Below are 25,178 nucleotides of genomic sequence, written 5' to 3'. Positions count from 1 at the left end.
TCACCGCGCGCGTCCCATCGCTTCCAGCGCCGCGTCGGCCGCGCCGAAGACCGTCGCCGCGTCGGCTCCGGCGGCCTCGGCCAGCTCGGCGACGATCCGCGCGTCCTTCTGCAAGAGCGGCCCGGCGTGCTCGGCGAGCGCCGCCAGCGAGAACTCCATGCCCGGCAGCAGGCTCGCGCCGAAGCTCGCGCCGGAGCCGTTCGCCAGGACGACGGAGAGCTCGGCCGGGTCCACGTCGATGCTCCGGGCCAGGGCGAACGCGCTCTCGGCGACCGCGAGGTTGGCGGCGAACAGCAGGTTGTTGACGAGTTTGGCGCGCTGCCCGGAACCGACGGGGCCGAGGTGGACGACCGGGTCCCCGTAGGCCTGGAAGACCGGCCGGCAGCGTTCCGCCACGTCCTCGTCGCCTCCGATCATCACCAGCAGGCGGCCCGCTTCGGCGGCGGGCCCTCCCCCGCTGACCGGCGCGTCCACCAGCGCGACGCCCCGGGCGGCGGCCGTCTCGGCGAGCCGCCGGCAGGTGTCCGGATGGACGGTGCTGTGCACCGCGATCGTCCCGCCGGGGCGCATTCCCTCCAGCAGGCCGCCGGGGCCCGCGACGACCTGCTCCACGCCGGCGTCGTCCACCACGCACACGCAGGCGAGGTCGCTGCCGGCCGCCAGGTCCGCGGCGGAGGCGGCGGTCCGCGCGCCGGTGCCGGCGAAGGGCGCGAGCGCCTCGGGCCGGCGGGCCCACAGCGTGAGCGGGAACCCGGCCTCGGCGATCCGGCGGGCCATGGGCCCGCCCTGGCTGCCGAGGCCGATGAAACCGACCCGCGGCCCCTGGCCGGCCGTCATGTCGCCGCCCCCGCGATCTTGAGGTTCAGCAGCTCCTCGTCGCTCAGCCCCAGCTCCCGCAGCACCTCGTCGGTGTGCTCGGCGAACAGCGGGCCGCGCGTCAGCTCCGGGGCCTCCCGGTCGAACTGGACGGGGCTGCCGACGAGCTGCCGGGGCCGGCCTTCCGCGTCGACCACGTCGGCGATCTGCCCGACGGCCCGCAGGGCGGGGTCGTGGCCGACCTCGTAGGTGTTCTGGACGACCGCCCACTGGCCTTCCATGCCGTCGAAGGCGGCGACCCACTCGTCCTTGGTGCGCTCCTCGATCGCCGCCGCGATGATCTCCGCGGCCTCGGCCGCGTTCGCCATCAGCTTCTCGGCCGAGTCGAACCGCTCGTCCGCGGCGAGTTCGGGGCGGCCGATCCGCTCGGCGAACTCCGGGAAGTACCGGCCGGGCTGGAGCATGGACAGCGAGATCCAGCGGTCGTCGGCCGTCCGGTACACGCCGGTCAGCGGGTTGCTGGCGCGCGCGGCGACCGGGTCGATCTTGGGCAGCGGGCCGCCGTTCGCCAGCGCCATGTTGACGCTCATCTGGTTCGCCCACGCGCCGACGCCGAGGAGGGAGATGTCCACGGTCGGCGCGACGCCGGTCCGGGCGCGGGCGAGCAGCGCCGCCGCGATCCCGCCGGCGATGGTCATCCCGCCGATGTTGTCGCCGAACGCGCCGCCCGGCTGGTTGACGAGGTACTCGGCGCCGGGCGCGGTGGCGGAGTCGGCGGTGCCGGCGCGCGCCCAGAAGGCCGTGGAGTCGTACCCGCCCTTGTCGGCGTCCGGACCGCTGTGCCCGAACCCCGAGCCGACCGTGTAGACGATGTCGGGGTTGACCCGGCGGACGGAGTCGGCGTCGATGCCCAGCTTGGCCCTGGCCCTCGGCAGGAAGTTGGTCAGGAAGACGTCGCTGGTCCTGATCAGCTTCTCCAGGACCGGTTTGGCCTCGGGCTTCTCCAGGGCCAGGCCGACGCTGCGCTTGCCGCGGTTGGGGCCGTCCATCATCGCCGAGAAGGAGTCGCCGGACCCGACGCCGTGGCTGAAGACCTTGACGATGCCGCGCTGGGCGTCGCCCTTCTCGGCGTGCTCGATCTTGATGACGTCGGCGCCCCAGTCCGCGAGGACGGCGCCTGCGGACGGCACGAAGGTGAACTGGGCGACTTCGAGGACCCGGATGCCCTCCATCGGTTTCACCACGGACGAGACCTCGGTTTCCGGTCGCTGGGCCGGCCGGGGGCCGGCGCTGACGGGCAAGAGCGGCGGGCCGCGTCCGACCTAGGTGTGACGGCGCGCACACCCTCGTTTCGACAGAACTATAACTATCAAAGTTATATCCGACAAGCGTCGCCGTCCCGCCGGCTCCGGTTCAGACGTTGAAGCGCAGCGCGCCGTCGATGCGGATGACCTCTCCGTTGAGGTAGTCGTTGTCGACGATGTGCATCGCCAGCCGCGCGTACTCGTCGGCGTGGCCCATGCGCTTGGGGTTCGGCACGCCCTTGCCCCACTGCTCCTGCGCCACCTCCTCGGTCACGCCGTAGGCGGGCGTGTAGAAGGTCCCGGGCGCGATGGACACCACCCGCACCCCGGTCGGCGCCAGGTCGCGGGCGGCGGTGAGGGTCAGGCTGATGACGCCGCCCTTCGCCGCGGCGTAGTCGGTCTGGCCGACCTGCCCCTCGTAGCCGGCGATGGACGACGTCATGACGACGACCCCGCGCTGGCCGGAGTCCAGCGGCTCGTTGCGGGTCATCGCGGCCGCCGTCTGGCTGAGCACGTTGTAGGTGCCGCCCAGGAACACGTCCGTGGTACGGCGGAACGTCTCCAGCGGATAGAACTCGCCCTTGCGGTTGACGATCCGGCGCGCCGCGGCGGGCCCGCCGTGGACCGCGACCCCGACGCGCAGCACGCCCAGGTCGCGGGCGGCGGCGACCGCCGCGGCCACGGAGTCCTCGCTGGTGACGTCGGTGGCCAGGAAGCGCACCCGGTCGGCCCCCAGCTCGGCTTCGAGCGCCTTGCCCTTGTCCTCCGCCAGGTCCGCGATCACGACCTTGACGCCCGCGGCCGCCAGCCGCCGCACGGTGGCGGAGCCGAAACCGCCGGCACCCCCCACGACCAGCGCCGATGCGCCTTCGAGTTGCATGTTCTCTCCTTGTGACGCTTCTCGAGCGAGGTGGCGGGCGGGACCCGCGAGCGGATCAGAGCGCGGCGGAATCGGGCTCCGCGACGAGCGCGACGAGTTCGCGGCGCAGCACCTTGCCGGTCGGGGTCGTCGGGAACTCGTCGACGAACTCCACCTGGTCGGGGGTCTTGGACCCGCGGAGCCGCTCGCGGACCCAGGCCCGCAGCTCCTCCGGGTCGACCTCGGCTCCCGGGCGGCGCACGACGAACGCGCCGATCCGCTGGCCCCACTCCAGGTCGGGCACGCCGGCGACGACGCAGTCGGCGACGGCGGGATGCGCGCCGAGGACGTCCTCGATCTCGGCGGGGGCGATGTTCTCGCCGCCGCGGATGATGGTGTCGTCGGCGCGGCCCTGGACGAAGAGGTAGCCGTCGCCGTCGAGGTGGCCGCGGTCGCGGGTGGGGAACCAGCCGTCGTCGCGGACGCGGCTGCCGGCCTCCAGGTACTCGCCGGCGACCTGGGGGCCGCGCACCAGGATGTTCCCGACGACGTGCGCGGCGCACGGCCGTCCCTCGTCGTCCTCGACGCGGATCTCCACCGACGGCAGCGCCCGCCCCACCGAGCCCAGCCGGGCCCGGACCCCGGGATCGGAGTCGCCGGCCGCGGCCCGGTGGTCGTCGGGGGTGAGCACGGCGATCGACGACGCCGTCTCGGTCAGCCCGTAGGCGTTGACGAACCCGGTGCCGGGGAACAGCCGCAGCGCCTCCTGGACGACCTGGGGCGCGATCTTGGCGCCGCCGTAGGACAGGGACTTCAGGCAGGCGGGTCCCTCGGTTCCGCGGGCGCGGAGCTCGGTGACGATGCGGGCGAGCATGGTCGGCACGACCATGGCGTGGCTGATCCGCTGCTCCTCGACGACGTCGAGCCATTCGCCGGGGCTGAACCGGTCGAGGTAGACGATGCGTCGGCCGCTGTAGAGGTTCGACAGCGCGTTGGCGACCGCGGCGATGTGGTACGGCGGGACGCTGACCAGGGTCGCGTCGGTGTCGGGCACCGACGCGAACTCCACCGACCCGAACAGGTACGCCGCCAGGTGGCGGTGGCGCAGCACGGCGCTCTTGGGCGCGGCGGTGGTGCCGCTGGTCATCAGCAGCACCGCCACCGCGTCCTCGTCCGGGTCCGGCTCCGCCGCGGGGGCGGGCGGCAGGGCCATGAACTCGTCCAGCCCGATGGTCCGCGCGCCGGGAACCCGGTCGGGGGTGTCGGTCACCACGAGCGGGTCGGCGTGCCGGCCCATCACCTCGGCCAGCTGCTCGGCGCCGAGCCGGTAGTTGACCGGCAGGTACGGGACCCCGGCCAGGGCCGCGGCGAACAGCGCCACCGGGAACTCCGGGCCGTTCGGCCCCAGGTACACCAGCGGACCCGCGCTCTCCGCGCGGATGCGCGCGGCGCCGGCCGCCGCCCGCTCCCGCAGGCCCGCGCCGGTCAGGCCGGCGGTGCGGTCCCCGAGCAGGACGCGGTCGGCCATCCCGTCGGCCACCATCCCCAAGACGATCGCAAGGTTCATCGAAGCGGCACCTCCTGCTGCCGTCGCACGCGCGTCACCGGCCGTTCCTGACCTGCTTGAAGGGAACGCCGCGGTCCGGGGCGGGCTCGCGCGGCATGCCGAGCACCCGCTCGCTGACGACGTTGCGGGACATCTCGTCGCTGCCGCCGCCGAGGCTGGCGCTCTGGCGCATGAGGAACCCGATGGCCGCCCGCCCCTGGATGCCCTCGTCGTTGCCGACACCGGTGGCGACCGCCGCCCCCGCGACCTCGACGGCGAGGTCGTGCTTCACGTGGGACGCCTCGGCGTGCAGCAGCCGCAGCAGCGAGGCGGCCGTGGGCGGCAGGTCCCCGGCCTCGATGGCCCGCGTGACCCGGGCGGACGTCTGCTCCGCCACCTCGTTCAGCGCGAGGTACTCGCCGACCATCTCGCGGACCCGCGGATCGGCCGTCCGGCCCAGCGCCGTCGCGACCTCGACCGGGGTCGCCCCGGGCATCATCGCCGGGTGCCCCGTGCCGGAGGTGTAGGGCGAGCCGCCGCCCATGGCGGTGCGCTCGTGGTAGAGCTGCTGGGAGGCGACCCGCCAGCCGTCGCCGACCTCGCCGACGACGGCCGACAGCGGAAGCCGCACGTTGTCGAAGAACTCCTCGCAGAACTCCCGGTTGCCGTTGACCATCCGGATGCGGTTGATCGTGACGCCCGGAGCCCTGGTGGAGACGAGGAACATCGTCAGCCCGTGGTGCTTCGGCACGTCCCAGTCGGTGCGCGCGAGGCACAGGCCCCAGTCGGCCGCGTACGCCGAGGTGCTCCAGATCTTCGCGCCGTTGAGGACGAAGTGGTCGCCGTCCCGGTCCGCGCGGGTGCGGACTCCGGCCAGGTCGGATCCGCCGCCGGGCTCGGAGAGGAACTGGCACATGATCTCCTCGCCGCGGATGGCCGCGCCGATCCGCTCCCGCTTCTGCTCCTCGCTGCCCATGTCCAGCAGGGTCGGCGCGCAGATGCTGAACGTCGGCGAGTTCAGCAGCAGCGGCATCTCGTAGCCTTCGCTCTCCTCGTTGAAGGCCTGCTGGTGCGCGGGCGTCAGGCCGAGGCCGCCGTACTCCTTCGGGAAGCAGATGCCCGCGAAGCCCCCGGCGTACAGCTTCTTCTGCAGTTCGCGGGCCCACTGCCACTCGTGGCTGTCGTCCTCGATGATGGGCGCCGGCTCCCGGCCGGCCGTCCGCGGCATGTTCTCGGCCAGCCACGTGCGGGCCCGGCCGCGAAAGGACTCGATGCTCTCGATCGTCATGGTTCGGCCCTTCGGCGCGTCACAGGGAGGCGAGGTCGGCGATGCGGAGGCGGTGGTCCCGGGGGGTTCCGTACAAGGCCCGGTCGAGGAGCGCCCGGCGCAGGAACAGGTGCAGGTCGTGCTCCCAGGTCACCCCGAGCCCGCCGTGCAGCTGCACGCACTCCTGGAGCAGCGGCAGCGACCGCTGCCCCACGAAGGACTTGGCCACGCTGGCCGCCCGGGCCGCGCCGGGCCCGCCGGCCTGGACGGCGGCGGCCGCGGCCTGCGTCGTGGCGTGGCACGCCTCCAGCCAGGTGCGCATGTCGGCGAACCGGTGCTTGAGCGCCTGGTAGGACGCGAGCGGGCGGCCGAACGAGTGCCGGTCGAAGGCCCACTGCACGGTCATGCCGAACGCCCGGTCCAGGACCGCGGTGACCTCCGCGCACTGGATCACCACGGCGATCTGGAGCTGGCGCTCGACGACCCGCCCGGCTCCCGGTTCGCCGACCAGGGCGCCGGCGCCGGCGCGCACGCCGTCGAACCGGACCTCGCCGAACGACCGGGACAGGTCGACCGTCCACTGCGGGGCGATCGACACGCCGTCGGCCCCGGCGGGAACGAGGAACTGGGCGGGTCCGTCCGGGGTCGCGGCGGTGACCAGCAGCAGGTCGGCCTGGTCGGCGTCCTGGACCCGGTCCTTGGTCCCGTCGAGGACGAAGCCGCCGTCCACCGGCGTCGCGGTGACGTCCGGTTCCGACGGCGACCACTCCCGGCCGGGCTCGTAGACGGCCCAGGTCGCGATGCTCTCCCCCGCCGCCAGCGCCTCGATCTCGGCGGTGTGGTCGGGGCCCCGCCCGTGCGCCTCGACCAGGCCGGCGAGCACGGTGTTGACCGGGATCAGCGGCCCGGGAGCGACGTCGGCGCCCAGTTCCTCCGCCAGGAGGGCCAGATCGCGGACTCCCTCACCGGACACGCTCCCGCCGCCGAGGTCCTCGGGGACCAGCGCCGCCGCCCAGCCCAGCTCCGCTCCCCTGCGCCACCAGTCCCGGCTCCAGCGGGGCTCGCCGTCCTTCATCTCCCGGACGCGGTCCAGGGAGTGCTCCTCCTCCAGGAGCCCTCGGGCCGAGGTCCGGAAGAGCTTCTGATCCGGCGAGAGCGCCAGTTCCATCGAGACTTCCTCTCACATCGTGCCTCGACCCCACTGAACACGATATTGAAAAAGTTGTCAATCTATCGAATAATCGTTCCGCAGCTCCGGAACGCGCGTGGCATCCCCCTCGCCGTCGACTACATTCATAGTTGGCGAATCCTGGAACCGTGCGGAGCAAGGAGGAGGTGTGATGCCTCGCGAGGCGATCGCCCCGACGGAGATCTTCAAAGCGCTGGCCGATCCGATCCGGTGGAGCATCATCCAGCAGGTGGCGCAGGAGGAGGAGTTCCCCTGCAGCGTCCTGGAGGACACCCTCCCCGTCTCCAAGCCCACGATCTCCTACCACACCAAGATCCTCACGCAGGCCGGGCTGATCGAGGTGCACAAGCGGGGCCGCAGCTACTTCTACTCGCTGCGCCGGGACATCCTCGGCGAGGTGATCGAGCAGCTATGGCCGCTGGCACCCGGCACGCCCCCCGCCGCGAGCACCGCCGGCGCCGCGGGCCGCCGCGCCGCCGGGGACCGGGAGGAACCGGCCGCCGCGGCGGAGGCGGACGCCGGCGCCCCTCTCATCACCTGGTAGCGCGCCGGCCGCTCGCGGCCGGGCCTGCGGTAACGTGTCCGCTCTGGCGGCAGAAGGGATCGACTGGTGGCGGCCGACTCCAGCGACGCGGTACTGCTGACCGAGCCGGGACCGGGCGTGCGCCTGATCACGCTCAACCGGCCGGGCCTGCGCAACGCGATGACCGAGGAGATGACCCGGGACTGGGACCGGGCCGTCGACGCGGTCGCCGCCGACAGGCGGACCCGCGTCCTCGTCGTGGCCGGGCGGGGCGGCTGCTTCTCCTCGGGCGCCGACCTGTCCTGGCTCACCCAGGACGAGGCCGAGGACGTCACCATCGACCGGCTGCGCGAGCGCATGCTGCCCTTCTACCGGAGCTGGCTGCGGCCGCGCGACCTTCCCTTCCCCGTCATCGCCGCCGTCGACGGGCCGGCCGTGGGCGCGGGGGTCTGCCTGGCGCTGGCCTGCGACCTGCGCTTCGCCGGGCCGGACGCGTGGTTCAGCACCCCGTTCGTCTTCCGCGGGACGCACGGTGGGATGGCGGCGACCTGGCTGCTGCCCGAGGCGATCGGGATCACCCGGGCCCGTGACATGCTCTACACCGGGCGCGAGGTCCCGGCGGACCAGGCGCTGGAGTGGGGGCTGGTGAACGACGTCGCCGACGACGGGCTGGAGCACTCGCTCACCGTCGCCGCCCGCATCGCCGAGGCCGCCCCGATCGCCACGCGGCTCACCAAGAACGGCCTGGAGCGGTCGGCGGTCGGCCTGGAGGCGTCCCTGCAGTGGGAGTCGCTCGCCCAGCCGATCACCCTCACGACCTCGGACCTGCACGAGGGCATCGCCGCCTTCCTGGAGAAAAGGTCGCCGCGGTTCCGCGACCGCTGACCGGGGCCGGCGCTCAGGCCGCCCGCCGGAGCTCGGACCCGTCCCCCGACAGCGCGGCGGGGGCGAAGCTGTGGATCACCTCGGCGTCGTCGACGTGCGCGGCGGTGTAGAGGCCCCGTACGCGCCACCCCTCGCGCACGACGACGGCTCCGGTCGTCTCGTCGACGGACAGCTCCTCCAGCAGGGAGGCGGAGGCCGCCGCGTCGCGGGACGCGCACCATTCGCGGACGGCCAGCTCGGGAGTGCGCCCGCCGCCGGCCGCCGGGTCGATCGCGCGCAGCCGGCGCAAATTCTCGGGCCGGGCCTGCGCTCCGTCGCCGAGGCCGCGCGCCACCGCCCACGCCGCGGGACCGACGAACTCCCAGTGGCGCGGGTCCATGGCGAGCACGACCCGCAGGCAGCCGACCTCGCCGACGTCGAACGACGACCGCCACACCGAGTCGGCGGCCCTGTCCAGGACGGACCCGAACCGCTCCGGCAGCCGGGCGTTCATCCTCCGCAGCAGGCGGTAGCCGGTGGAGGCGACGCCCCGGGACGGCAGCATCGCGTAACCGACACCGGTCACCTTCCCGCCGTCCATCACGAGTTCGTGGGCGCGGCAGTGCACCTGCACCTGGACCCCGACCGAGTGCACGGCGCGCCAGAGACCGGCCCGCAGCGCCTCGCGCGAACGGTCCGCCCGGGAGGAGACCAGCCTGCGCCTGACGGGAACGTCCTGGTCGAGAAGGAGGACGCGGGCCCCGGCCTTCGCCGACACGACCGCGGAGGCGAGCCCGCTCATGCCGGACCCGATCACCACCACATCGACAAGCCCGCTCGGCCCCATCGGCCAACCTCCTCGCAGCGCCCTCCTCCGGGGCCTGAGTCCCCGAAGGTCTTGGTCGGCCCGCCCAGCCTAAGAAGCCTCGTTGACGCGCGTCAACAGTTCCCGCGGTCGGTGACGCTCCGTGATCCGGTGCTGTCGCACGACCCGCCGGGCCGGAACGGCGGCTAGGTCGTCTCTCCGGGCAGCACCGCGAACGCCTCCTTCCCGAACACGGGCTCGTCCTCCCGAGACGCCGGGCCCCCGTAGGCCTGCGCGAGCGCGTACCGGAAGGGCCGCATCGCCGCGCGGACGTCGCTGCGGACCGTCGTCAGCCGGGGCGACACCACCTGCCCCACGTCGGCGCCCTCCATGCCGATGACCCCCACGTCGTCCGGCACCGCCAGCCCGAGCCGGCGGGCGGCGAACAGCAGGGCGAGCGCCACCTTGTCGTTGTAGCAGGCGACCCCGAACGGCGGCCGGTGCGCCTCGAGGAGGGCCTCCAGCGCCCGCTGCGCGCCCTCGGGCTCGATGGGCACGTGGACGTCGACGGAGGGGGGCATGCCTTCGGCCGCGCAGAACGCGGCGACGCTCGCCGCGCGTGCGCGCGCGTACGAGTCGTCGCGTTCGTCCGCCAGCAGGGCGTAGGCGATCCGCGCGTATCCGCGAGAGCGGAGGTGATCGGCCTGGAGGAAGCCGAGCCACTCGTTCACGTTGAAGGGCGGCTTGTCGGGCGGGAGCACCGGGCAGCCCGCCTGCGCGGCGAACTCCCGGTCCGCCCTGGTGAGCCCGCCGAGGTCGAGCACTCCCGCGGGCCGGAGGGTCTCGAGCAGGTGCCGCAGCCGGTCGGTCCCCGTGCCCTCCGGCCCGGCCACGCTGAAGTGGACGACCGCGGTGAACCCGAGCTTCTCGATGTCGGCGGAGAGCGTCTGCACGACGTCCTGGAGGCGGATGAAGGTCACGTTCGGGACGACCACGACGATGAAGTCGCTCCTGCCCAGCGCGAGGGCCCGCCCCGCCGCGGACCGGACGTAGCCGAGCGCGGCGGCGGCGCGGCGGACGCGCTCGACGGTGTCGGTGTTGAACCTCTCGACCTGGCCGTTCAGCACGTGGCTCACCGTCGCCCGGGAGACTCCGGCGAGCTTGGCGACGTCGACGCTGGTCGCCGGCCGGGACCCCGGCCGGCCGACCGGGCTCCTGCCCTCCGCTTGCCTGGGCACTCTCGTCTCCCGATCTGTCGAAGTCGTGTCCCCGGGGCGGGGCTCGGCCCATTCACCGTACGGCAGAACGGGTGGCCGGGCCCCGTGTCGCGGCACTTCGATATCAGAGTTCGACATGTTTAGTTCTTTGGAATTATATTGGAGGCCATCGCTCCGACGGTGCCCTCCACCGCTGGGCACTCGACCGTGACAGTGAGGTGGCCCCGTGCCCGAAGCCGTGATCGCCAGTGCCGTGCGGACCCCCATCGGCACCGCCTTCAAGGGGACCCTGTCGGAGACGCCCGCCGAGGAGCTGGCGACCCATGTCCTCCGGGAGGCCGTGCGCCGGTCCGGGCTCGCGCCGGGCCGGTTCGACGACGTCGCCTTCGGCGAGGTGATGTACGGCGGCGGCGATCTGGCCCGCTACGCGGCGGTCGCCGCGGGAATGACCCATGTGCCCGGCGTCGCCGTACAGCGGCACTGCGCCAGCGGCCTCGCCGCGATCGGCATGGCCGCGGCGGGCATCCGGGCGGGCATGGACCGCGCCGTCGTGGCGGGCGGCGTCCAGTCGAGCTCCACCGGCCCCGCCCTGACCTGGCGGATCCCGGGCGGCGACGGCACCGAGCAGCGCAACGCCCCCACCTTCCCGTACACCGGTGAGGCCACCGACGACGTGTCGCTGAGCGTCGGCTGGAACGTCGCCCGGCGCTACGAGCTCACCCGGGAGCAGATGGACGCCTGGGCGCTGCGCTCGCACCGGCGGGCCGTCGCCGCCACCGAGTCGGGCGCGTTCGCCGACGAGATCGCCCCGATCAAGGTGACCCGCCGGGACGGCTCCGTGGTCGAGTTCACGGCCGACGAGCACCCGCGCTCCACCACTTCCGCCGAGAAGCTCGCGGCGCTGGCGCCGCTGCACCCGGAGATCGACGGCTTCTCGATCACCGCCGGGAACGCCTGCGGGATGAACGACGGCGCGGCCGCGCTGGCGATCGTCGCCGACGACCTCGCGCGCGAGGAGGGGCTGCCGGAACTCGCGGTCGTGCGCGCCTGGACGGCGGTCGGGGTCCAGCCCGCCTACACCGGCGTCGGCGCGATCGACGCCGCGACCAAGGTCCTCGCGCGGGCCGGCCTGCGGGCCTCCGAGGTCGACCTGTGGGAGATCAACGAGGCGTTCGCGTCCGTCCCGGTGGCGGCCTGCGAGGTGCTCGGCCTCGACGAGGACCGGGTCAACGTCCACGGCAGCGGCTGCAGCCTCGGCCATCCGATCGGCGCCACGGGCGCTCGCATGGTGACCACGCTCGTCCACGAGCTGCGCCGGCGCGGCGGCGGGTTCGGCCTGGCGACCATGTGCGCCGGCGGCGGCCAGGGCGGCGCCGTCGTCATCGAGGTCCCCTGACCGCCCGGCGGGCCGTGCACGCGCGGGACCGGACGCCGCGGCGGCGTCCGGTCCGACCGCCCGCTCAGGACGCGCGCGACGCCTCGTACAGGCGGCGCCACTCGTGCTTGGAGCGCGTGGTGGTGTCGACGTCCGGCGACAGGGCGCGCAGCGCGCCGACCGTCGCCCGCTCCTTCGGGATGTCCTTGAAGGCGTCCCAGCCGAAGAACCGGCAGGTGTTCTGGTACGTGATCATGTTGATCTCGTGGTCGGGGACGCCCGCCTCGTTCATCTCGGCGAGCACGAACTCGGGGGCGTCGGGCCAGATGCTGTCCGAGTGCGGGTAGTCGCACTCCCAGGCGATGTTCTCGATGCCGATGTCGTGCCGGACCTTCAGCGCGGTGGGGTCGGTGACGTAGCAGGCGAGCGAGTGCTCGCGGAAGATGTCGCTGGGCAGCTTCCCGCCGAAGTCGTGCCCCAGCCAGCGCTGGTTGGTGTAGTGCCGGTCGCAGCGGTCCAGGTAGAACGGGATCCACCCGATGCCCGCCTCCGACCAGGCGATCTTCAGGTCGGGGTAGGCCGTCATGGCCCCGCCCCACAGCAGGTCCTGGGCCGCGAACGTGGACACCTGCGTCGCGAGGATGATCAGGTTGTCGATCGGGGCGTCCGGGGCCCCGTTGATGGCGGCGAAGCCCTGCCCGATGTGCAGGCACATGACGACGCCCGTCTCGGACGCGGCGCGGAAGAACGGGCCCCAGTACTCCAGGTCGTGGTAGCTGGGCAGGCCCTGCAGGTGGGGCAGCTCGGGCATGGTGACGGCCCGGACGCCCTTGGCCGCGACGCGCCGCACCTCCTCCGCGAGCTCCTCAGGGTTCCACACCGGCCCGAGCGCGATGGGGACGAACCGGCCGGGATAGGCCGCCGCCCACTCGTCGATGTGCCAGTCGTTGTAGGCCTTCAGCATGATCAGCGCGAGGTCCTTGTCGTCGGCCTCCTGGAAGAACCGCGCGCTGAAGCCGGCGAACGAGGGGAAGCACATCGAGGCGAGGATCCCGTTGCGGTTCATGTCCCGCACGCGCTCGTGGATGTCGTAGCTGCCGGGCCGCATCTCGGCGAACGTGGAGGGGTTCATCCCCCACTCCTCCTTCGGCCAGCCCACGACGGCGTTGAGGCTGGTGGAGACGCTGGGGACGCCCTGGAACCACCAGGTCTCATAGCCGTTCTCATCCATGATCGACTTTGGCGCCTGGTCCCGGTACCTGGCGGGCACGTGGTCGTCGAACATGTCGGGCGGTTCGATGACGTGGTCGTCGATGCTGACCAGGATCATGTCGTCGACGTTCATCCCGGTTCCCTTCCGTCGGTTCCTGTGCGGGTGTGCCGTGTCGGCCGGTGCCGTGTCGGCCGGTGCCGTGTCGGCCGGTGCTCTGTCGGCCGGTGCTCTGTCGGCCGGTGCTCTGTCGGCGGGTGCCGTCCGGGCCGCGCGCGCCGTCACCAGGTGGAGATCTCGGGGATCACCTTGGTGGCGAACGCCTCCAGCGGGGTGATCGCGCCGACGTCCGGCACGACGGTGAAGACCGTGGTGAAGCCGAGCTCGTGCAGCCGCCGGAGCTCCGCCAGCAGCCGGCCGGGGTCCGCGGGGACCTCGGCCGGGTTCGGCAGGACGGCGGTCCGCTCGATCTCGTCCGGGTCGCGTCCGATCCGCGCGCAGTGCTCGAGCAGCCGGTCCGCCTTCTGCCCGGCGTCCGTCCCCCCGTGGACGTTGAAGGCGTCGGCGTACCGCGCGGCCAGCCGCAGCGTCGTCCGCTCGCCTCCCCCGCCGATCAGGATCCCCGGCCGGGGCCGGCGCAGAGGCCGCGGCGAGTTGAGCGTGCTCGCGAGCCGGTAGTGCTCACCGACGTACGCCTCCTCGCCGGGGCCCCACATCCGGTCGCAGATCTGGACGGTCTCCTCCAGCCGCGCGAAGCGCTCGGCATGGGCGCCGAACGGCAGCCCGAGCCCGGTCGCCTCCTGCTCGTTCCAGCCCGCGCCGATGCCGAGCCAGGCGCGCCCTCCGGCCAGCACGTCCAGCGTCGCCACGATCTTCGCGAGCAGGCCGGGCGGGCGGTAGGTCGCGGCGGTGACGAGCGTCTGCAGTTCGATCGACCGGGTCTGCCCGGCCAGGTACCCGAGGGTCGTGTAGGCCTCCAGCATCGGCTCGCCCTGCTCGCCGAGCATGCTGATCTGCCACACGTGGTCGGTCAGGCTGAGGCGGGCGAACCCGGCCTCCTCGGCCGTCCGGGCGACGCGGGCGAGCGCCGGAGCCATCCGGTCGGGCGGGCCGAGGCTCGAGTAGTCGTTGATGTGCAGTGCGAGTCTCATCCGCCGCTCCGAACCACTGCTTCTCCGCCGGCCGACCTCGATGTCCGTTTATACATTTAAGCACATCGAATCGTCTGGCGGAGAGCGGCGGTGTCAGAGGTCCACCGCGGCGAAGGCGTCGTGATCGGCGGCGGCGGTTCCGAGCCGATGCTGCAGGACGGTCGTGATGGCGGGGGCGACCATCAGCGTGATGGCCCAGAGGTAGAAGCCGTGGACGATGCCCCGGCGGACGCCCTGCCGCGCCTCGTCCCACGACGGAGCCTCGACGCCCTCCGCGCGGAGCCTGTCCAGGTAGTGCCGCAGCAGGTCCTCTTCCGTCCGGCGCCGGTCCTCGACGCTGAGCGTGGACGCGATGTGGTAGCCGACGTCGAGGTACCAGGGCCCCCGCTGGACCAGCTGCCAGTCCAGGAAGGCGGGCCGTCCGTCTCCGTCGAGGTAGACGTTGCCGACATGGGGGTCGCCGTGGACGACCGTCCACGGCGCCTCCCAGGGCGCCTGCTCCGTGAGCGCCCGGTAGACGGCGAAGAGCCGCTCGGGATCGCGGACCTCGCTCGGCACCCCGGCGCCGATCTCGCTCTCGAAGTTGCCGCGGATCTCCTTGACCCCGCGCGCCCTCATGTGGGAGTCGAGCCGCGGCGCCAGCCAGTCGGCCGTGCCGAGCGCCGGGTCGGCCCAGGTCGCGGCGTGCAGCTTGGCGAGCTGCGTGAGGCTCTCGGCCGTCAGGTCCGGCGAGTAGTCGCTGGTGGCGTCGAGGAATGTGGCCCCTTGCGCGACGACGTCCTCGGTGATGACCACCCCGTGCCGGGTCTCCGGGGCGATGTCCGCGTAGAGGCTGCGCAGCGTGCGCACACCGGTCCTGGCCGCCAGGTGGCGGTAGAAGGACACCTCGTACACCCCGGTCGCGCGGGTCGGCCAGGTCGCCTCCGTGAAGTAGCCCTTGCCGCACAGGTCGGCGGGCAGGCCCGGCGGGAGTCCCCCCTCGGCTTCGATGCTGAACCGCGCGTTCGTCGACATGCGGCTGACCACCGGACCGGGGGTGACGCGGGAGATGCGGACGCCGGGGAAGCGGGCCCCGAGCGCCCGGGTGAGCCACTCCGGTGACAGGAGTGCGTCCAGGGTGTCGGGGACCGGCGGCGACTGCTCGTGCGTTGACGTCATGATGCCTCTTTCAGGGGGTGGGAATGTCGTCGCCCGGCACGGTCGGCCGGCGCGTCAGCCGCCGCGGGCCTCGACCATGGCCGTGCGGTTGACCTTCGTCGCCTCGCTGCGCGGGACGGCCTCGACGATCTCGACCGTCTTCGGCACCTTGTAGGCGGCCAGCCGCCCCTTGGCGTAGGCGATGATCTCCTCGGCCGTGGGCGGCGCGGCGGGGTCCGCGGGTTCGAGGACGGCGTGCACCCGGCGGCCCCACTCCGGGTCGCGCAGCCCGATGACCACCACGTCGGCGATCTTCGGATGGTCGATGAGCGCCGCCTCCACCTCGGCCGGGAACACGTTCGCGCCGCCGCTGAGGATCAGGTCCACCGCCCGGTCCTTCAGGTACAGGTAGCCCTCGTCGTCGAGGTACCCCATGTCACCGGCGCTCTGGAACCCGTCGGCGGTGGCGGCGGCCCGGGGGGCGTCGCCGAGGTAGGTGTAGTTGCCGCCGTAGGACGACCGCATGTACACCCCGCCGATCTCCCCCGTGGGCAGCTCCTCGCCGTTCTCGCCGAGGATGCGGATCTCGGTGTCGCGGAAGGGGCGTCCGACGCTGCCCTCGTGCGTCAGCCACTCGTCGCCGCGCAGGGCGGTGAGGCCGAACCCCTCCGTCATGCCGTACGCCATGATGATGCGCTCCGCGCCGACCAGGTCCACCCAGCGGTGCATCAGCGACGGCGGCATCGGCGCGGCGCCCTGGATGAACCACTGGATGCTGGACAGGTCCCGCCGCTCGATGCCCGGGACGTCGGCGATGCGCTTCAGCATCGTCGGCGTCGCGGTGAACGTCGACACGCGGTGCCGCTCGATGACGTCGACGACGCGCGCCGCGTCGAACTTCTCCAGGATGACGAGCGTGTCGCCGCCCAGCAGGTTCATCAGCGTGGAGAAGCCGTTGGTGTGGTAGAGAGGCGCCAGCACCATGATGGTGTCGGGCCGCGGAATCGGCCCCCAGGACAGGGCGAACGGAACGACCATCTCCTGCCGGAAGATCCCCGGCTCCCCGGGCAGGATCACCTTCGGCGTGCCCGTCGAGCCGCTGCTGCAGATGCCGTAGCGCTGCGGCGAGAGCGCGTCCGGAAGGTCGGGCACCGGGTCGCCGGCCGTCCCCCGGATCCACGGGATCTCGGAGACGTCCAGGTGCACCTTCGGGTCGACGACGTCGCGCAGCCGGGACAGCTCCCAGTCCGGCAGGTCCCACCGCACCGGGACGGGCACCGCTCCGAGCTTCCACGCGGCGAACGCGCCGAGGACGAACTCGGGACCGTTGCGCAGGCTCAGCGCGAGGCGGTCGCCGAGGGCCAGCCCGCGCGCGGCGAGGGCGGCGGCCAGCTGGCTCGACCGGTCGTGCAGCTCGCGCCAGGTGAACGCCGGCTCCGTTCCGTCGAGGAGGATGAAGCGCACGGCGAGGTCGTCCGGATGCTCGTCGGCCAGCTCGGCGAGGCGCCTGGCGTAGCTCTTCTCGGGGCTGTTCATGAACCGCCTTCCAGGGTCGTCCCGGATCACCGGCCGCCCCATCGCGGGCGGGCCGGCGCCGCCCGCGGTGGGGCGGAGAAGGCGCCGATGTCGATATCGACGTCGAGGTTAGTATGCAGCGGCGATCCGCTTCGCACCAGAGGGAATCGCCCCGCGTGCTCGCGCGGGCGGCCTCCGGAGCCGCGGCGGGCGCCCCGGCATTGACGATATTTCGATGGTTACCCTAATATCAAATAGTCGTTGATCGTCGGCGCGCGGAACGGCGGCCGCCGGCGCACCACCCCGGCGGGCCGCCCGCGTCATCGACCGCCCCGGACGCGTGCGGCGAGCCGCCGGACGGCTCGCCGCGGCGCCCCGGGCCGTCCGAAAGGTGGAAGTGATGGACGCCGACATCGCCCTGCTGCTCGTCCGTGCGGTGCTGGGGATCACGATGATCGCCCACGGCGCCAACCACTGGCTGGGCGGCGGCCGCATCGAGGGCACCGGCCGCTGGTTCGGCGGCCTCGGCCTGCGGCACGGGCGCCTGCAGGCCTGGATGAGCGTGATCACCGAGATCGGTGCCGGAGCCCTGATCGCGGCCGGGCTGCTCACGCCGCTGGCGTGCGCGGCCGTCATCTCGGTGATGCTGGTCGCGGGCCTCCTCGCCCATCGTCCCAACGGGTTCTTCGTTTTCAAGGACGGCTACGAGTACGTCCTCGTGCTCGCCGTCGTCTCGCTCGCCCTGGCCATGCTCGGTCCGGGCGGGCTGTCGGTCGACGACGCGGCCGGCATCGACGTGACGGGCTGGGCCGGCGGCGGCATCGCCCTCGGCGTCGCCGTGGTCGCGACGGCGGGGCTGCTGGCGACGTTCTGGCGGCCGAAGCTCAAGTGAGGGGAACGCGCATGGACCAGATTCTCTACAAGGCCGCCGACGGCGTCGCGGTCATCACGCTGAACCGTCCCGAGGCCGCCAACGCCCAGACCATGGGACTGCTGGACGACCTGGACGCGGCCTGGCGCCGTGCCGCAGACGACGACGACGTGCGGGTCATCGTGCTGAACGCGAACGGCAAGCACTTCTCGTCCGGCCACGACCTGAAGGCCGGCGGCCCGGCGCCCGCGAAGGTCACACTGGAGCACATCTACGGGATGGAGGCGCGCCGGTACCTGGAGTACTCGCTGCGGTGGCGCAACGTCCCGAAGCCGTCGATCGCCGCGGTGCAGGGCAAGTGCATCGCCGGCGGCCTGCTGCTGTGCTGGCCGTGCGACCTGATCGTCGCGGCGGAGAACGCCGAGTTCTCCGACCCGGTCGTGCTCATGGGCATCGGCGGCGTCGAGTACCACGGCCACACCTGGGAGCTCGGCCCGCGCAAGGCCAAGGAGATCCTGTTCACCGGCCGGGGCGTCACCGCCGAGGAGGCCGAGAAGGTCGGCATGGTGAACAAGGTCGTGCCGCTGGACGACCTGCAGAGCGCGACAATGGAACTCGCCGGGCGGATCGCGCAGATGCACCCGTTCGGCCTGCGGCAGGCCAAGCGCGCCGTCAACCAGACCCTCGACGTGCAGGGCTTCTACGCCGCGATCCAGTCCGTGTTCGACATCCACCAGACCGGACACGGCAACGCCCTCAGCGTCGACGGCTACCCCGTGCTGATGAAGCTCGACGGCATGAAGGAGCACCTCAAGGGCCGGTGAGCCGGGTCGGGCCGCCTCACGCGACGGGGCGGCCCGCTTCGGGCAACTCGGTGATCGCGTGCACCGGGCAGTCGAGGACGGCCCGCCGCACGCCGTCCTCCTCACGGGTCGGCACCTCGCCGGACCCCGCCAGCGGCGCCGCCAGCGACGCGTAACCCCACTCGTCGATCGAGAACGACTCCGGGGCATGGACGCCGCAGATGCCGAAGCCGTCGCACAGCGTCCTGTCGAGCTTGATCCTCACCCTGCCGCTCCTCTCACGTCCTCTGCGTCCTCTCACGGACCGTGCCCCGCCGGCTCCAGCGCGGCGGACGGCGGTTCGAGGCGCACGTCGCCGGCGGCGCAGGGGCCGCACCGGCCGTCGAGGTGGACGGCGACCGTCTCGGGGAACTCCCGCAGCAGCGCCGCCGCGACGTTCGCGGCGCCGTCGAGGGTTCCGCACGCGCCCCGGCCGCGCAGCCCGGTCGACCAGCCGCGCAACCGCTCGACGTCAGCGGCGGAGGCCTTGTGGTCCCGCAGCGACTCCAGCACGGCGCTCATGGCGGCGGTCCCGTTGAAGCAGGACCCGCACTGGCCGGCGTTCTCCCGGGCGAAGTACGCCATGACCGCCGCCGACGTGGCGACGGGGCAGTCGTCCCGGTGCAGCACCGCCACGGCACCGCATCCGAGGCCGCTTCGGAGGGCGGCGAACGCGTCGTAGTCGAGCGGCACGTCGAGCGCGTCCTTGCCGGCGACCCCCGCGAAGTAGCCGCCCATCAGGAAGCCCCGCACCGAGCCGACGTCCTCACCGGCCCAGGTCAGGACGGATCGCAACGTCGTCCCGAAGGGGATCTCGTGAAGACCTGTGCCGCCGGGCGACGTCAGGGTCATCAGGAAGGTCCCGGGACTGCGCTCCGTGCCCAGCGCGCGGTAACCGGAGGCGCCCAGCCTCTGCACCCACGGCAGGTTGGCCAGCGTCTCGACGTTGCCGACCAGCGTCGGCCTGCCGTCCACGCCCTCCTCGAACGGGCGCGGGGGCTTGTCGGTCGGGACGGCCGGCCCGCCGTTGACGGCCTGGACGACGGCCGTCTCCTCGCCCGCGACGTAGGCGGGCTCCACCTGGGTGACGGAGACCTCGATGGCGAACGCCGGGTCCCGGCGCGCCTCCTCCAGCGCCCGTTCGATGCTCTGCCGGCTCCGCGGGTCCGAGACGTAGACGTGGGCGTCCCTCGTCCCGGCGCCCAGGGCGGCGAGCCGCAGGCCGTCGAGGACGAGATGCGGCCGGTGCCGCATCAGCCACCGGTCCTTGACCGAGGCGGGCTCGCCTTCCTCGCCGTTGGCCACGACCACGGGCTCCGCGCCGTGGTCCCGCACGGCGCGGAGCTTGCGGCCCGCGGGGAAGGCCGCGCCGCCCCGGCCCCGCAGCCCCGACGCCTCGACCTCGCGGACGAACGCCTCGGCGTCGCCGAGCGGCCGGTAGCCGCCGCCGGACCGGTACGCGCCGATGTCCTCGTCCTCCGCGCCGGAGGAGAGCAGCCGAGGGGAGATGCCCGGGTAGGCGGTCGCGATCCGCGCGCCGGCCGGAACGTTCGTCCGCATCGCCGCTCAGCCCGTGACGACGATCTCGTCGCCCCGGATGTGCACCGGGTACGTGCGGATGCTCCACTCGGGCTTCACGGCCGTCGTGCCCGTCGCCAGCTCGAACCCCCACTGGTGCCAGGGGCAGTAGATGAACTCGCCGTCCCGGACCTCCGCCGCTCCCCCGGGGTTGCCGTCGTCGACGACGACCTGCCCGTGCGTGCGGCCGTGGCACAGCGGGCCGCCCTCGTGCGGGCAGTAGTTGGCGATGGCGTAGTACCTGCCGCCGACGTTGTAGACCCCGACGCCGTGCCGCCCGATCGGCACGATCATGCGCTCGCCCGGCGGGATCTCCCCCACGGTCGCGACGACGTGCTCGCGGCCCCGGGCGAGGCGGGCGGGACGTTCGGCGGCCGGCTCGGCCGTCATCAGAAGACCCGCTTCTGCCCGGCGAGGGCGGGCACCTGGCCGGGCAGGCCGAACAGGTCGAGCGCGTTCCCGAACATGATCTTCTCGCGCATCCGCCGGGGGATGTGCTTGACGATGTACGCCGGGTCGTCGAACGTCCAGTGCGGGTAGTCGGAGGAGAACAGGAGCAGCCTGTCCGCCTCCATCCACTCCAGCGCGTTGGTCAGCTCGAGCTTGTCCTCGGGGTAGTCCAGCGGCTGGGTGGTGAACCAGATGTGGTCCTTGACGTACTCCGACGGCTTGCGCTTGAGCCCGTTCTCGGGGCCCTGCGCCTTGTACATGGCGTCCATCCGCCACATGAGCGGCAGGATCCAGCTGAAGGCGTGCTCGATCAGGACGATCCTCAGGTCCGGGAACCGGTCGAACACGCCGTCGAAGATCAGGCTCATGATCTGGTTCGCCGCCAGCATCGAGTAGCTGACCATCAGGTCGTGGTTGTAGGTCATGAACCCGACCGGCGACATCGGCAGCTCGTTGAACCGGCCGCGGCCGAGGTGGCAGGCGACCGGGATGCCGTGCCGGGTCGCCGCGCGCCAGACCGGGTCGTACCGCGGGTCGCCCCACGCGGGGCGCATCTCGGCGTTGATGAGCACCTGGCAGAAGCGGGGATGCCCGGCCCAGTGCTCGATCTCCCTGGCCGCCGCCTCCGGCGCCTCCATCGCGGCGACGATCGAGCCGTAGAACCGCTGGTGCCAGTTGTTCACCGGATCCAGCCAGCAGGCGTCCTGCCAGCGGTTGGTCGCGACGGCGAGCGCGTGGAGCTCCTCCGCGGTCTGGCCGCTGGAGCCGTTCGTCGGGCCGAGGATCGCGATGTCCGAGCCGGCGTCCATGATCAGCTGCCGGAACGTCAGGTTCGGGTCGGAGCCGGCGAAGTTCCCGTCCTCGGGGAAGGTGTCGGTGCGCATGGCGTAGGCATGGGCGTAGTCCGGCGCGTCGTAGTAGATCATCTCGCCGGCCCGCTCGGCGCGCTGCGCGAACAGGCCGCGGAACGGCTCGGGGATGAACGGCTCGAGCTCCCCGCGCTTCGGCACCGGGTGGACGTCGCAGTCGACCACCCTGACCTGTTCCTTCTCGGCGGCCTTCTCGTTGGCTGCGGTGCGGGTGGCGTGCTGGAGGTCGATCGTCACGGCGTGCTCCTTTCGCTGCGGGCGGCCGGTGGGGTTCAGGCGGGGACGAGCCGGTCGATGCCGAAGAGGCCGGCGGCGGTGCCTCCCAGGACCTTCGCGCGCTGCCGCGCGCTCCACCCCGAGGGCAGGTCCTGCGGGGACGCGGTCTGCCAGTCCGGATAGCTCGAACCGAACATGACCATGTCCTCCTTGCCGGTCATGCGCAGCCACTCCGAGGCGTACTCCGCCTCCCCCGGGCCGTCGAGCAGGCCGTGCACGAAGTAGATGTGGTCCCGCAGGTAGTCGCTGGGCATCCTGGGCGCCCACGGGGTCTGCTCCAGGTGGGGCCGCCCGAAGGTGTCCATGCGCCACGTGAAGGGCGTGACCATGTCCCCCGCGCCGTCGGCCCAGATCACCCTCAGGTCCGGGAACTCCTGGAACACCCCCTCGGCGATCATGTTGAGCAGGTGCCAGATGTAGGTCATCGGCTGGTAGGCCGCATGGTGCGAGTACGTCCTGGTGGGGCCGGACGGCGTCGGCGGGTGGGTGATGCCGACGCCCATCTCCAGGTGGAAGGCCACCGGCATCCCGGCGTCGCACGCGGCCCGCCACAGCGGCTTGAAGTAGGGCCTGCCGTAGGGCGCCTGCGTCTGCACCGGCAGCCCGATCTGGACCATCCGCGGGTGGTCGCGCCATCTCTCGATCTCGCGCACCGCGCCCTCGACGTCGTTGGGGTTGACGCGGACGGTGCCCCGGAACCGGTCGGCGTACGGGCCCGATTCGAGCCACCGCTCCGCGAGCATCTGGTTCGTGGCGGCGTAGAGCGCCGTGCCGAGGTGCCAGTCGGGCAGGATCCCGGCGACCGACATGGGGTGCAGGACGGCGTAGTCGAAGCCGCGCTCGTCCAGGACCTGGCGTCCGACCAGCGCGGGGTCCGAGCCGGGGTGCGAGCCGTCCGGGCCGTCCGTGCCCTCGGCGTACTTGGGGCCGGGCCGCGAGTACCAGGCGACGTCCGGGTCGGGGAACCCCCTGCTCCGGAACGGCTCGCGCAGGTGGCGGCGCAGGTCGGCGCCGTCCTTGAAGAAGACGTGCACGCTGGCGTCGATCCTCGGGGGGCTCTGCGGGGTCATCGGTGGCTCATCCCGTTCTCCTCGAGTGGATCAAATCATTGCTCCGGTCGCGGGGCGTCGCCGGCACGTCGGACGAATCTAACGTTTGCTCACACGCTAACCGCGCGCCCGGCCCAGGGCAAGAGCCTCCGGCCCCACCTCGCGTCCGTCGAAGAAGTCGAGGAGGAGCGGCGCCGCCAGCCGCCAGGGATCGAAAATGCTGCCCTTGCCGGCGAACGACGCCTCGACGGCGCGCTCCCAGGCGTCCTCGGGCCACGGCGGGTCGACCAGGACCGATTCCTTGATCAGCGCGTGCACCTCGAACGACGTGCGCTTGGGGTGGTCGAAGTCCTTCTCCCCGCCGCGGATGATCAGCGTCGGCACCGCGATGTCCGCGAACTGCCAGTCGGGCACTCCCGGGATCGCCTCGTTCGGCTTCGGCACGTAGGCCTCCAGCCAGCGGGTCATCACCCGCTCGAACTCCTCGGCGCCGATCGCCAGCAGCCGGTCGCGGTTGCGCGGGTTCGCCTCCACCAGCTCGGCCCACCCTGGCAGTCGCAGCACGCCCTCGATGCCCGAGGTCCGCACCGCGCGCAGCTCGTTCAGGACGTAGACGCCGGCCAGGCTCATCGTGCTGAACGTCCCGCCCACGATCGACCAGACGGCGAGCCTCGTGACCAGCTCCGGGAACAGCATCGTGAACAGGATCGTGTCGCGGGCCCCGCCGGAGCCGCCCGCGGCGACCACCGGACCGACGCCCAGCTCCCGGACCAGCGCGCCGAGCGTCTCGGCGCGCATGTGGGACTCCGAAATCCCGAACAGCTGGACGTCGGAGGCACCGCAGTTCGGACGGTCCCACAGCAGGACCCGCCTGCCCCCCGCAGCCAGGGCCTCGGCCAGCTCGGGCACACCGCCGTGGTCCTTGCTGAAGCGGCCTCCCGGAGTCAGGACCACCACCTCGCCGTCGTCCGGACCCACGAACTCGTAGACCACCCGGCCGCCGTTGATCTCGATCTCAGCCACTGGTGACTCCTTCCATACCGGTGTCCCGGCGGGGCACGCGGGCAGGCTACCGGATTGAATATTTGCTCCGCTAGACGGCCGCTCCCGGGGCGTCTCCCGGGGCGTCTCCAGGGGGCATCGCCCGGCTTCGCCCGCGGCACGGTTCGCGGGCATACTTTTCCCATGAGCTCACAGCGGGCGACCGCTCGGGGCACCTCGGCCCCCATGCCGTCGAGCCGCACCGACGAGGTGCGGCTGGCGGCCGCCGCGCTCTTCGAGCGGCGCGGCTACGCGGCGACGACGATGACCCACATCGCCGACGCGAGCGGCGTCCTGCCCGGCAGCCTGTACCACCACTTCGGGTCCAAAGAGGAGATCGCCGTAGAGATCCTCAAGCGGTTCGACCGGGAGCTCGGCTCGGTGAGCGCGCGGCTCGCGGCCTCGGCGGCGGGCCTGGCGCCCGAGGACCGGTTCCGCCATCTGATGCGCGAGGTGGCGGTCCTGAGCTTCCGCCACGGAGGCGCCGTCGCCCTCAGGTACTTCGAGCCCCCCACGGTCGCGACCGCGCGGCTCCGCGAGGCCCAGCAGGTCCGCGCTCCCGTCCTGGAGCGCATGTGGAAGACCGCCGTCGACGACGTCACCGGAAGCGGGACCGGAGCGGAGAACGCGCGGCTGCTGCGCTTCGCGCTCAAGAACCTCTCCCTGGACGCCGCGGCCTACTTCCCGGGCCACCCCGATCCCGCCGCGGTCGCCGACGACGTGAGCGAACTGCTCCTGCACGGCATCGTCGCGGACTGCCCGAGCGACGACGAACTCGACCGCTCCGAGGCGCTCGAGGCGGTCGACGACGCGCTGTCCACCTGGCCGTCCCGCCCGGAGAAGCCGGTCGACGGCGATGTGCGCACCCGGATCATCGCCGCGGCCCGCACGGAGTTCGCGCGCCACGGTTACGCCGCCACGACCATCCGCGACATCGCGGAGCGCGCGGGCGTCCGGATGGCGACGCTCTACCGGAGGGTCGAGTCCAAGGAGGCCATGCTGGCCGACGTGGTCGACGCGTTCTCCACGAGCCTGGACAAGGCGTTCCGCGCGGCGCTGACCACGGGAGAGCCCGGGGCGGCCTCCCTCGACGCGCTGGCGAAGACGTTCGTGAAGGCACGGCGGCGCTTCCGGGAGGAGTCCGACATCCTGCAGATCGAACACGCTACGGACTCCGACCTCGCCCCGCTCAGCCGGTACGCCCGGCAGACGCAGGACCGCCTGCGGCTGCTCGAGAGCGTCCTGCAGCGGGGCATGGCCAAGGGCACGCTGCGCTCCTTCGCCGCACCGCAGGACATAGCCGACCCGATCCGCAGCGTGCTCTGGCTCGCCTACCAGGACTCGGGACGGACGAGCGAGGCCCGCACGCACGCGTTCCTGCGCCGCACCATGCTCCGCGGCTACATGACGCCGGACAGCTGACA

Annotated in this window: 24 protein-coding genes; 6 read left to right on the top strand and 18 right to left on the bottom strand. The window is 72.6% G+C overall.

What is annotated here, in order from left to right:
• From F8568_RS05305 to F8568_RS05280, 6 genes are all read right to left on the bottom strand, one after another.
• Positions 1–837: an NAD(P)-dependent oxidoreductase gene (locus tag F8568_RS05305; RefSeq protein WP_151591950.1), complete on the bottom strand. Its 837-nt coding sequence runs from the start codon at positions 835–837 to the stop codon at positions 1–3.
• Entirely contained in the window at positions 834–2,060 is a 1,227-nt protein-coding gene (locus F8568_RS05300) for a CaiB/BaiF CoA transferase family protein (protein ID WP_160573508.1), read from the bottom strand. The genes F8568_RS05305 and F8568_RS05300 overlap by 4 nt, the downstream gene beginning before the upstream one ends.
• A 169-nt stretch (positions 2,061–2,229) precedes the next feature.
• Positions 2,230–3,000, bottom strand: a complete 771-nt coding sequence (locus tag F8568_RS05295) for an SDR family NAD(P)-dependent oxidoreductase (protein ID WP_151591948.1) — start codon at positions 2,998–3,000, stop codon at positions 2,230–2,232.
• Positions 3,001–3,055: 55 nt separating this feature from the next.
• Complete coding sequence (locus F8568_RS05290; protein WP_151591946.1) at positions 3,056–4,546, bottom strand: class I adenylate-forming enzyme family protein; 1,491 nt, start codon at positions 4,544–4,546, stop codon at positions 3,056–3,058.
• Between the two features lie 34 nt (positions 4,547–4,580).
• Positions 4,581–5,813, bottom strand: coding sequence for an acyl-CoA dehydrogenase family protein (locus F8568_RS05285; protein WP_151591944.1), 1,233 nt, complete (start codon positions 5,811–5,813; stop codon positions 4,581–4,583).
• Positions 5,814–5,832: 19 nt separating this feature from the next.
• Positions 5,833–6,960 (bottom strand): acyl-CoA dehydrogenase family protein, encoded by a 1,128-nt coding sequence (locus tag F8568_RS05280; RefSeq protein ID WP_151591942.1) that lies wholly within the window; start codon positions 6,958–6,960, stop codon positions 5,833–5,835.
• Positions 6,961–7,132: 172 nt separating this feature from the next.
• On the opposite strand from F8568_RS05280, the gene F8568_RS05275 reads away from it, so the two are divergent.
• Positions 7,133–7,525 (top strand): ArsR/SmtB family transcription factor, encoded by a 393-nt coding sequence (locus tag F8568_RS05275; RefSeq protein WP_236008446.1) that lies wholly within the window; start codon positions 7,133–7,135, stop codon positions 7,523–7,525.
• Between the two features lie 66 nt (positions 7,526–7,591).
• The gene (locus F8568_RS05270; RefSeq protein ID WP_328600729.1) at positions 7,592–8,389 is read left to right on the top strand and encodes an enoyl-CoA hydratase/isomerase family protein; all 798 of its coding nucleotides are present in this window, start codon (positions 7,592–7,594) and stop codon (positions 8,387–8,389) included.
• 13 nt (positions 8,390–8,402) lie between these two features.
• On the opposite strand, the gene F8568_RS05265 is transcribed toward F8568_RS05270, so the two are convergent.
• Together F8568_RS05265 and F8568_RS05260 are read right to left on the bottom strand one after the other, a co-directional pair.
• Positions 8,403–9,215 (bottom strand): FAD-binding protein, encoded by an 813-nt coding sequence (locus tag F8568_RS05265; RefSeq protein WP_151591938.1) that lies wholly within the window; start codon positions 9,213–9,215, stop codon positions 8,403–8,405.
• A gap of 164 nt (positions 9,216–9,379) precedes the next feature.
• The gene (locus F8568_RS05260) at positions 9,380–10,411 is read right to left on the bottom strand and encodes a LacI family DNA-binding transcriptional regulator (RefSeq protein WP_160573507.1); all 1,032 of its coding nucleotides are present in this window, start codon (positions 10,409–10,411) and stop codon (positions 9,380–9,382) included.
• 205 nt (positions 10,412–10,616) lie between these two features.
• On the opposite strand from F8568_RS05260, the gene F8568_RS05255 reads away from it, so the two are divergent.
• Positions 10,617–11,786 carry a thiolase family protein gene (locus tag F8568_RS05255; RefSeq protein ID WP_151591934.1) on the top strand — a complete coding sequence of 390 codons (1,170 nt, stop codon included), beginning with the start codon at positions 10,617–10,619 and terminating at the stop codon, positions 11,784–11,786.
• 64 nt (positions 11,787–11,850) lie between these two features.
• Here the strand turns inward: F8568_RS05255 and F8568_RS05250 are convergent, their stop codons facing one another.
• The 4 genes from F8568_RS05250 to F8568_RS05235 all read right to left on the bottom strand — a co-directional run bounded on the left by F8568_RS05250 (position 11,851) and on the right by F8568_RS05235 (position 16,799).
• The gene (locus F8568_RS05250; protein WP_151591932.1) at positions 11,851–13,110 is read right to left on the bottom strand and encodes an amidohydrolase family protein; all 1,260 of its coding nucleotides are present in this window, start codon (positions 13,108–13,110) and stop codon (positions 11,851–11,853) included.
• 146 nt (positions 13,111–13,256) lie between these two features.
• Entirely contained in the window at positions 13,257–14,126 is an 870-nt protein-coding gene (locus F8568_RS05245; protein ID WP_151591930.1) for a TIGR03560 family F420-dependent LLM class oxidoreductase, read from the bottom strand.
• 93 nt (positions 14,127–14,219) lie between these two features.
• Entirely contained in the window at positions 14,220–15,284 is a 1,065-nt protein-coding gene (locus F8568_RS05240) for an aminoglycoside phosphotransferase family protein (protein WP_151591928.1), read from the bottom strand.
• Between the two features lie 54 nt (positions 15,285–15,338).
• Positions 15,339–16,799, bottom strand: coding sequence for a class I adenylate-forming enzyme family protein (locus tag F8568_RS05235; RefSeq protein WP_151591926.1), 1,461 nt, complete (start codon positions 16,797–16,799; stop codon positions 15,339–15,341).
• Between the two features lie 379 nt (positions 16,800–17,178).
• On the opposite strand from F8568_RS05235, the gene F8568_RS05230 reads away from it, so the two are divergent.
• A complete protein-coding gene (locus F8568_RS05230; RefSeq protein WP_202124513.1) occupies positions 17,179–17,670 on the top strand; it encodes a DoxX family protein in 492 nt (163 codons plus the stop codon).
• Positions 17,671–17,681: 11 nt separating this feature from the next.
• Positions 17,682–18,473, top strand: coding sequence for an enoyl-CoA hydratase (locus F8568_RS05225; RefSeq protein ID WP_151591922.1), 792 nt, complete (start codon positions 17,682–17,684; stop codon positions 18,471–18,473).
• Between the two features lie 16 nt (positions 18,474–18,489).
• On the opposite strand, the gene F8568_RS49360 is transcribed toward F8568_RS05225, so the two are convergent.
• From F8568_RS49360 to F8568_RS05195, 6 genes are all read right to left on the bottom strand, one after another.
• On the bottom strand, positions 18,490–18,717 hold the full coding sequence (locus F8568_RS49360; protein ID WP_151591920.1) for a ferredoxin: 228 nt from the start codon (positions 18,715–18,717) through the stop codon (positions 18,490–18,492).
• 32 nt (positions 18,718–18,749) lie between these two features.
• Positions 18,750–20,051, bottom strand: coding sequence for an NADH-ubiquinone oxidoreductase-F iron-sulfur binding region domain-containing protein (locus tag F8568_RS05215; RefSeq protein ID WP_151591919.1), 1,302 nt, complete (start codon positions 20,049–20,051; stop codon positions 18,750–18,752).
• Between the two features lie 6 nt (positions 20,052–20,057).
• Positions 20,058–20,459: a Rieske (2Fe-2S) protein gene (locus F8568_RS05210; RefSeq protein ID WP_151591917.1), complete on the bottom strand. Its 402-nt coding sequence runs from the start codon at positions 20,457–20,459 to the stop codon at positions 20,058–20,060.
• Positions 20,459–21,625: an amidohydrolase family protein gene (locus F8568_RS05205; RefSeq protein WP_202124512.1), complete on the bottom strand. Its 1,167-nt coding sequence runs from the start codon at positions 21,623–21,625 to the stop codon at positions 20,459–20,461. Before F8568_RS05205 ends, F8568_RS05210 begins: the two co-directional genes overlap by 1 nt.
• Positions 21,626–21,660: 35 nt before the next feature.
• Positions 21,661–22,734 carry an amidohydrolase family protein gene (locus F8568_RS05200; protein WP_151591915.1) on the bottom strand — a complete coding sequence of 358 codons (1,074 nt, stop codon included), beginning with the start codon at positions 22,732–22,734 and terminating at the stop codon, positions 21,661–21,663.
• Positions 22,735–22,830: 96 nt separating this feature from the next.
• Positions 22,831–23,736 (bottom strand): alpha/beta fold hydrolase, encoded by a 906-nt coding sequence (locus F8568_RS05195; protein WP_151591913.1) that lies wholly within the window; start codon positions 23,734–23,736, stop codon positions 22,831–22,833.
• A 162-nt stretch (positions 23,737–23,898) separates the two neighbouring features.
• Here F8568_RS05195 and F8568_RS05190 point away from each other — a divergent pair, with 162 nt between their 5' ends.
• The gene (locus F8568_RS05190; protein ID WP_151591911.1) at positions 23,899–25,176 is read left to right on the top strand and encodes a TetR/AcrR family transcriptional regulator; all 1,278 of its coding nucleotides are present in this window, start codon (positions 23,899–23,901) and stop codon (positions 25,174–25,176) included.
• Positions 25,177–25,178 lie beyond the last annotated feature (2 nt).

The organism is Actinomadura physcomitrii (genome assembly GCF_008923205.2).
Taxonomy (GTDB): Bacteria; Actinomycetota; Actinomycetes; order Streptosporangiales; family Streptosporangiaceae; genus Spirillospora; species Spirillospora physcomitrii.
Note: the sequence above shows the minus strand (reverse complement) of the source record. Positions and strands in the feature narration are given on the sequence as shown.

Coding starts and splice junctions, on each gene's coding strand:
- F8568_RS05225 (WP_151591922.1), top strand. CDS start 17,682: ATGGACCAGATTCTCTACAAGGCCGCCGACGGCGTCGCGGTCATCACG.
- F8568_RS05295 (WP_151591948.1), bottom strand. CDS start 3,000: ATGCAACTCGAAGGCGCATCGGCGCTGGTCGTGGGGGGTGCCGGCGGT.
- F8568_RS05285 (WP_151591944.1), bottom strand. CDS start 5,813: ATGACGATCGAGAGCATCGAGTCCTTTCGCGGCCGGGCCCGCACGTGG.
- F8568_RS05265 (WP_151591938.1), bottom strand. CDS start 9,215: ATGGGGCCGAGCGGGCTTGTCGATGTGGTGGTGATCGGGTCCGGCATG.
- F8568_RS05200 (WP_151591915.1), bottom strand. CDS start 22,734: ATGACCCCGCAGAGCCCCCCGAGGATCGACGCCAGCGTGCACGTCTTC.
- F8568_RS05245 (WP_151591930.1), bottom strand. CDS start 14,126: ATGAGACTCGCACTGCACATCAACGACTACTCGAGCCTCGGCCCGCCC.
- F8568_RS05290 (WP_151591946.1), bottom strand. CDS start 4,546: ATGAACCTTGCGATCGTCTTGGGGATGGTGGCCGACGGGATGGCCGAC.
- F8568_RS05280 (WP_151591942.1), bottom strand. CDS start 6,960: ATGGAACTGGCGCTCTCGCCGGATCAGAAGCTCTTCCGGACCTCGGCC.
- F8568_RS05230 (WP_202124513.1), top strand. CDS start 17,179: ATGGACGCCGACATCGCCCTGCTGCTCGTCCGTGCGGTGCTGGGGATC.
- F8568_RS05305 (WP_151591950.1), bottom strand. CDS start 837: ATGACGGCCGGCCAGGGGCCGCGGGTCGGTTTCATCGGCCTCGGCAGC.
- F8568_RS05215 (WP_151591919.1), bottom strand. CDS start 20,051: ATGCGGACGAACGTTCCGGCCGGCGCGCGGATCGCGACCGCCTACCCG.
- F8568_RS05250 (WP_151591932.1), bottom strand. CDS start 13,110: ATGAACGTCGACGACATGATCCTGGTCAGCATCGACGACCACGTCATC.
- F8568_RS05235 (WP_151591926.1), bottom strand. CDS start 16,799: ATGAACAGCCCCGAGAAGAGCTACGCCAGGCGCCTCGCCGAGCTGGCC.
- F8568_RS05190 (WP_151591911.1), top strand. CDS start 23,899: ATGAGCTCACAGCGGGCGACCGCTCGGGGCACCTCGGCCCCCATGCCG.
- F8568_RS05210 (WP_151591917.1), bottom strand. CDS start 20,459: ATGACGGCCGAGCCGGCCGCCGAACGTCCCGCCCGCCTCGCCCGGGGC.
- F8568_RS05275 (WP_236008446.1), top strand. CDS start 7,133: ATGCCTCGCGAGGCGATCGCCCCGACGGAGATCTTCAAAGCGCTGGCC.
- F8568_RS05240 (WP_151591928.1), bottom strand. CDS start 15,284: ATGACGTCAACGCACGAGCAGTCGCCGCCGGTCCCCGACACCCTGGAC.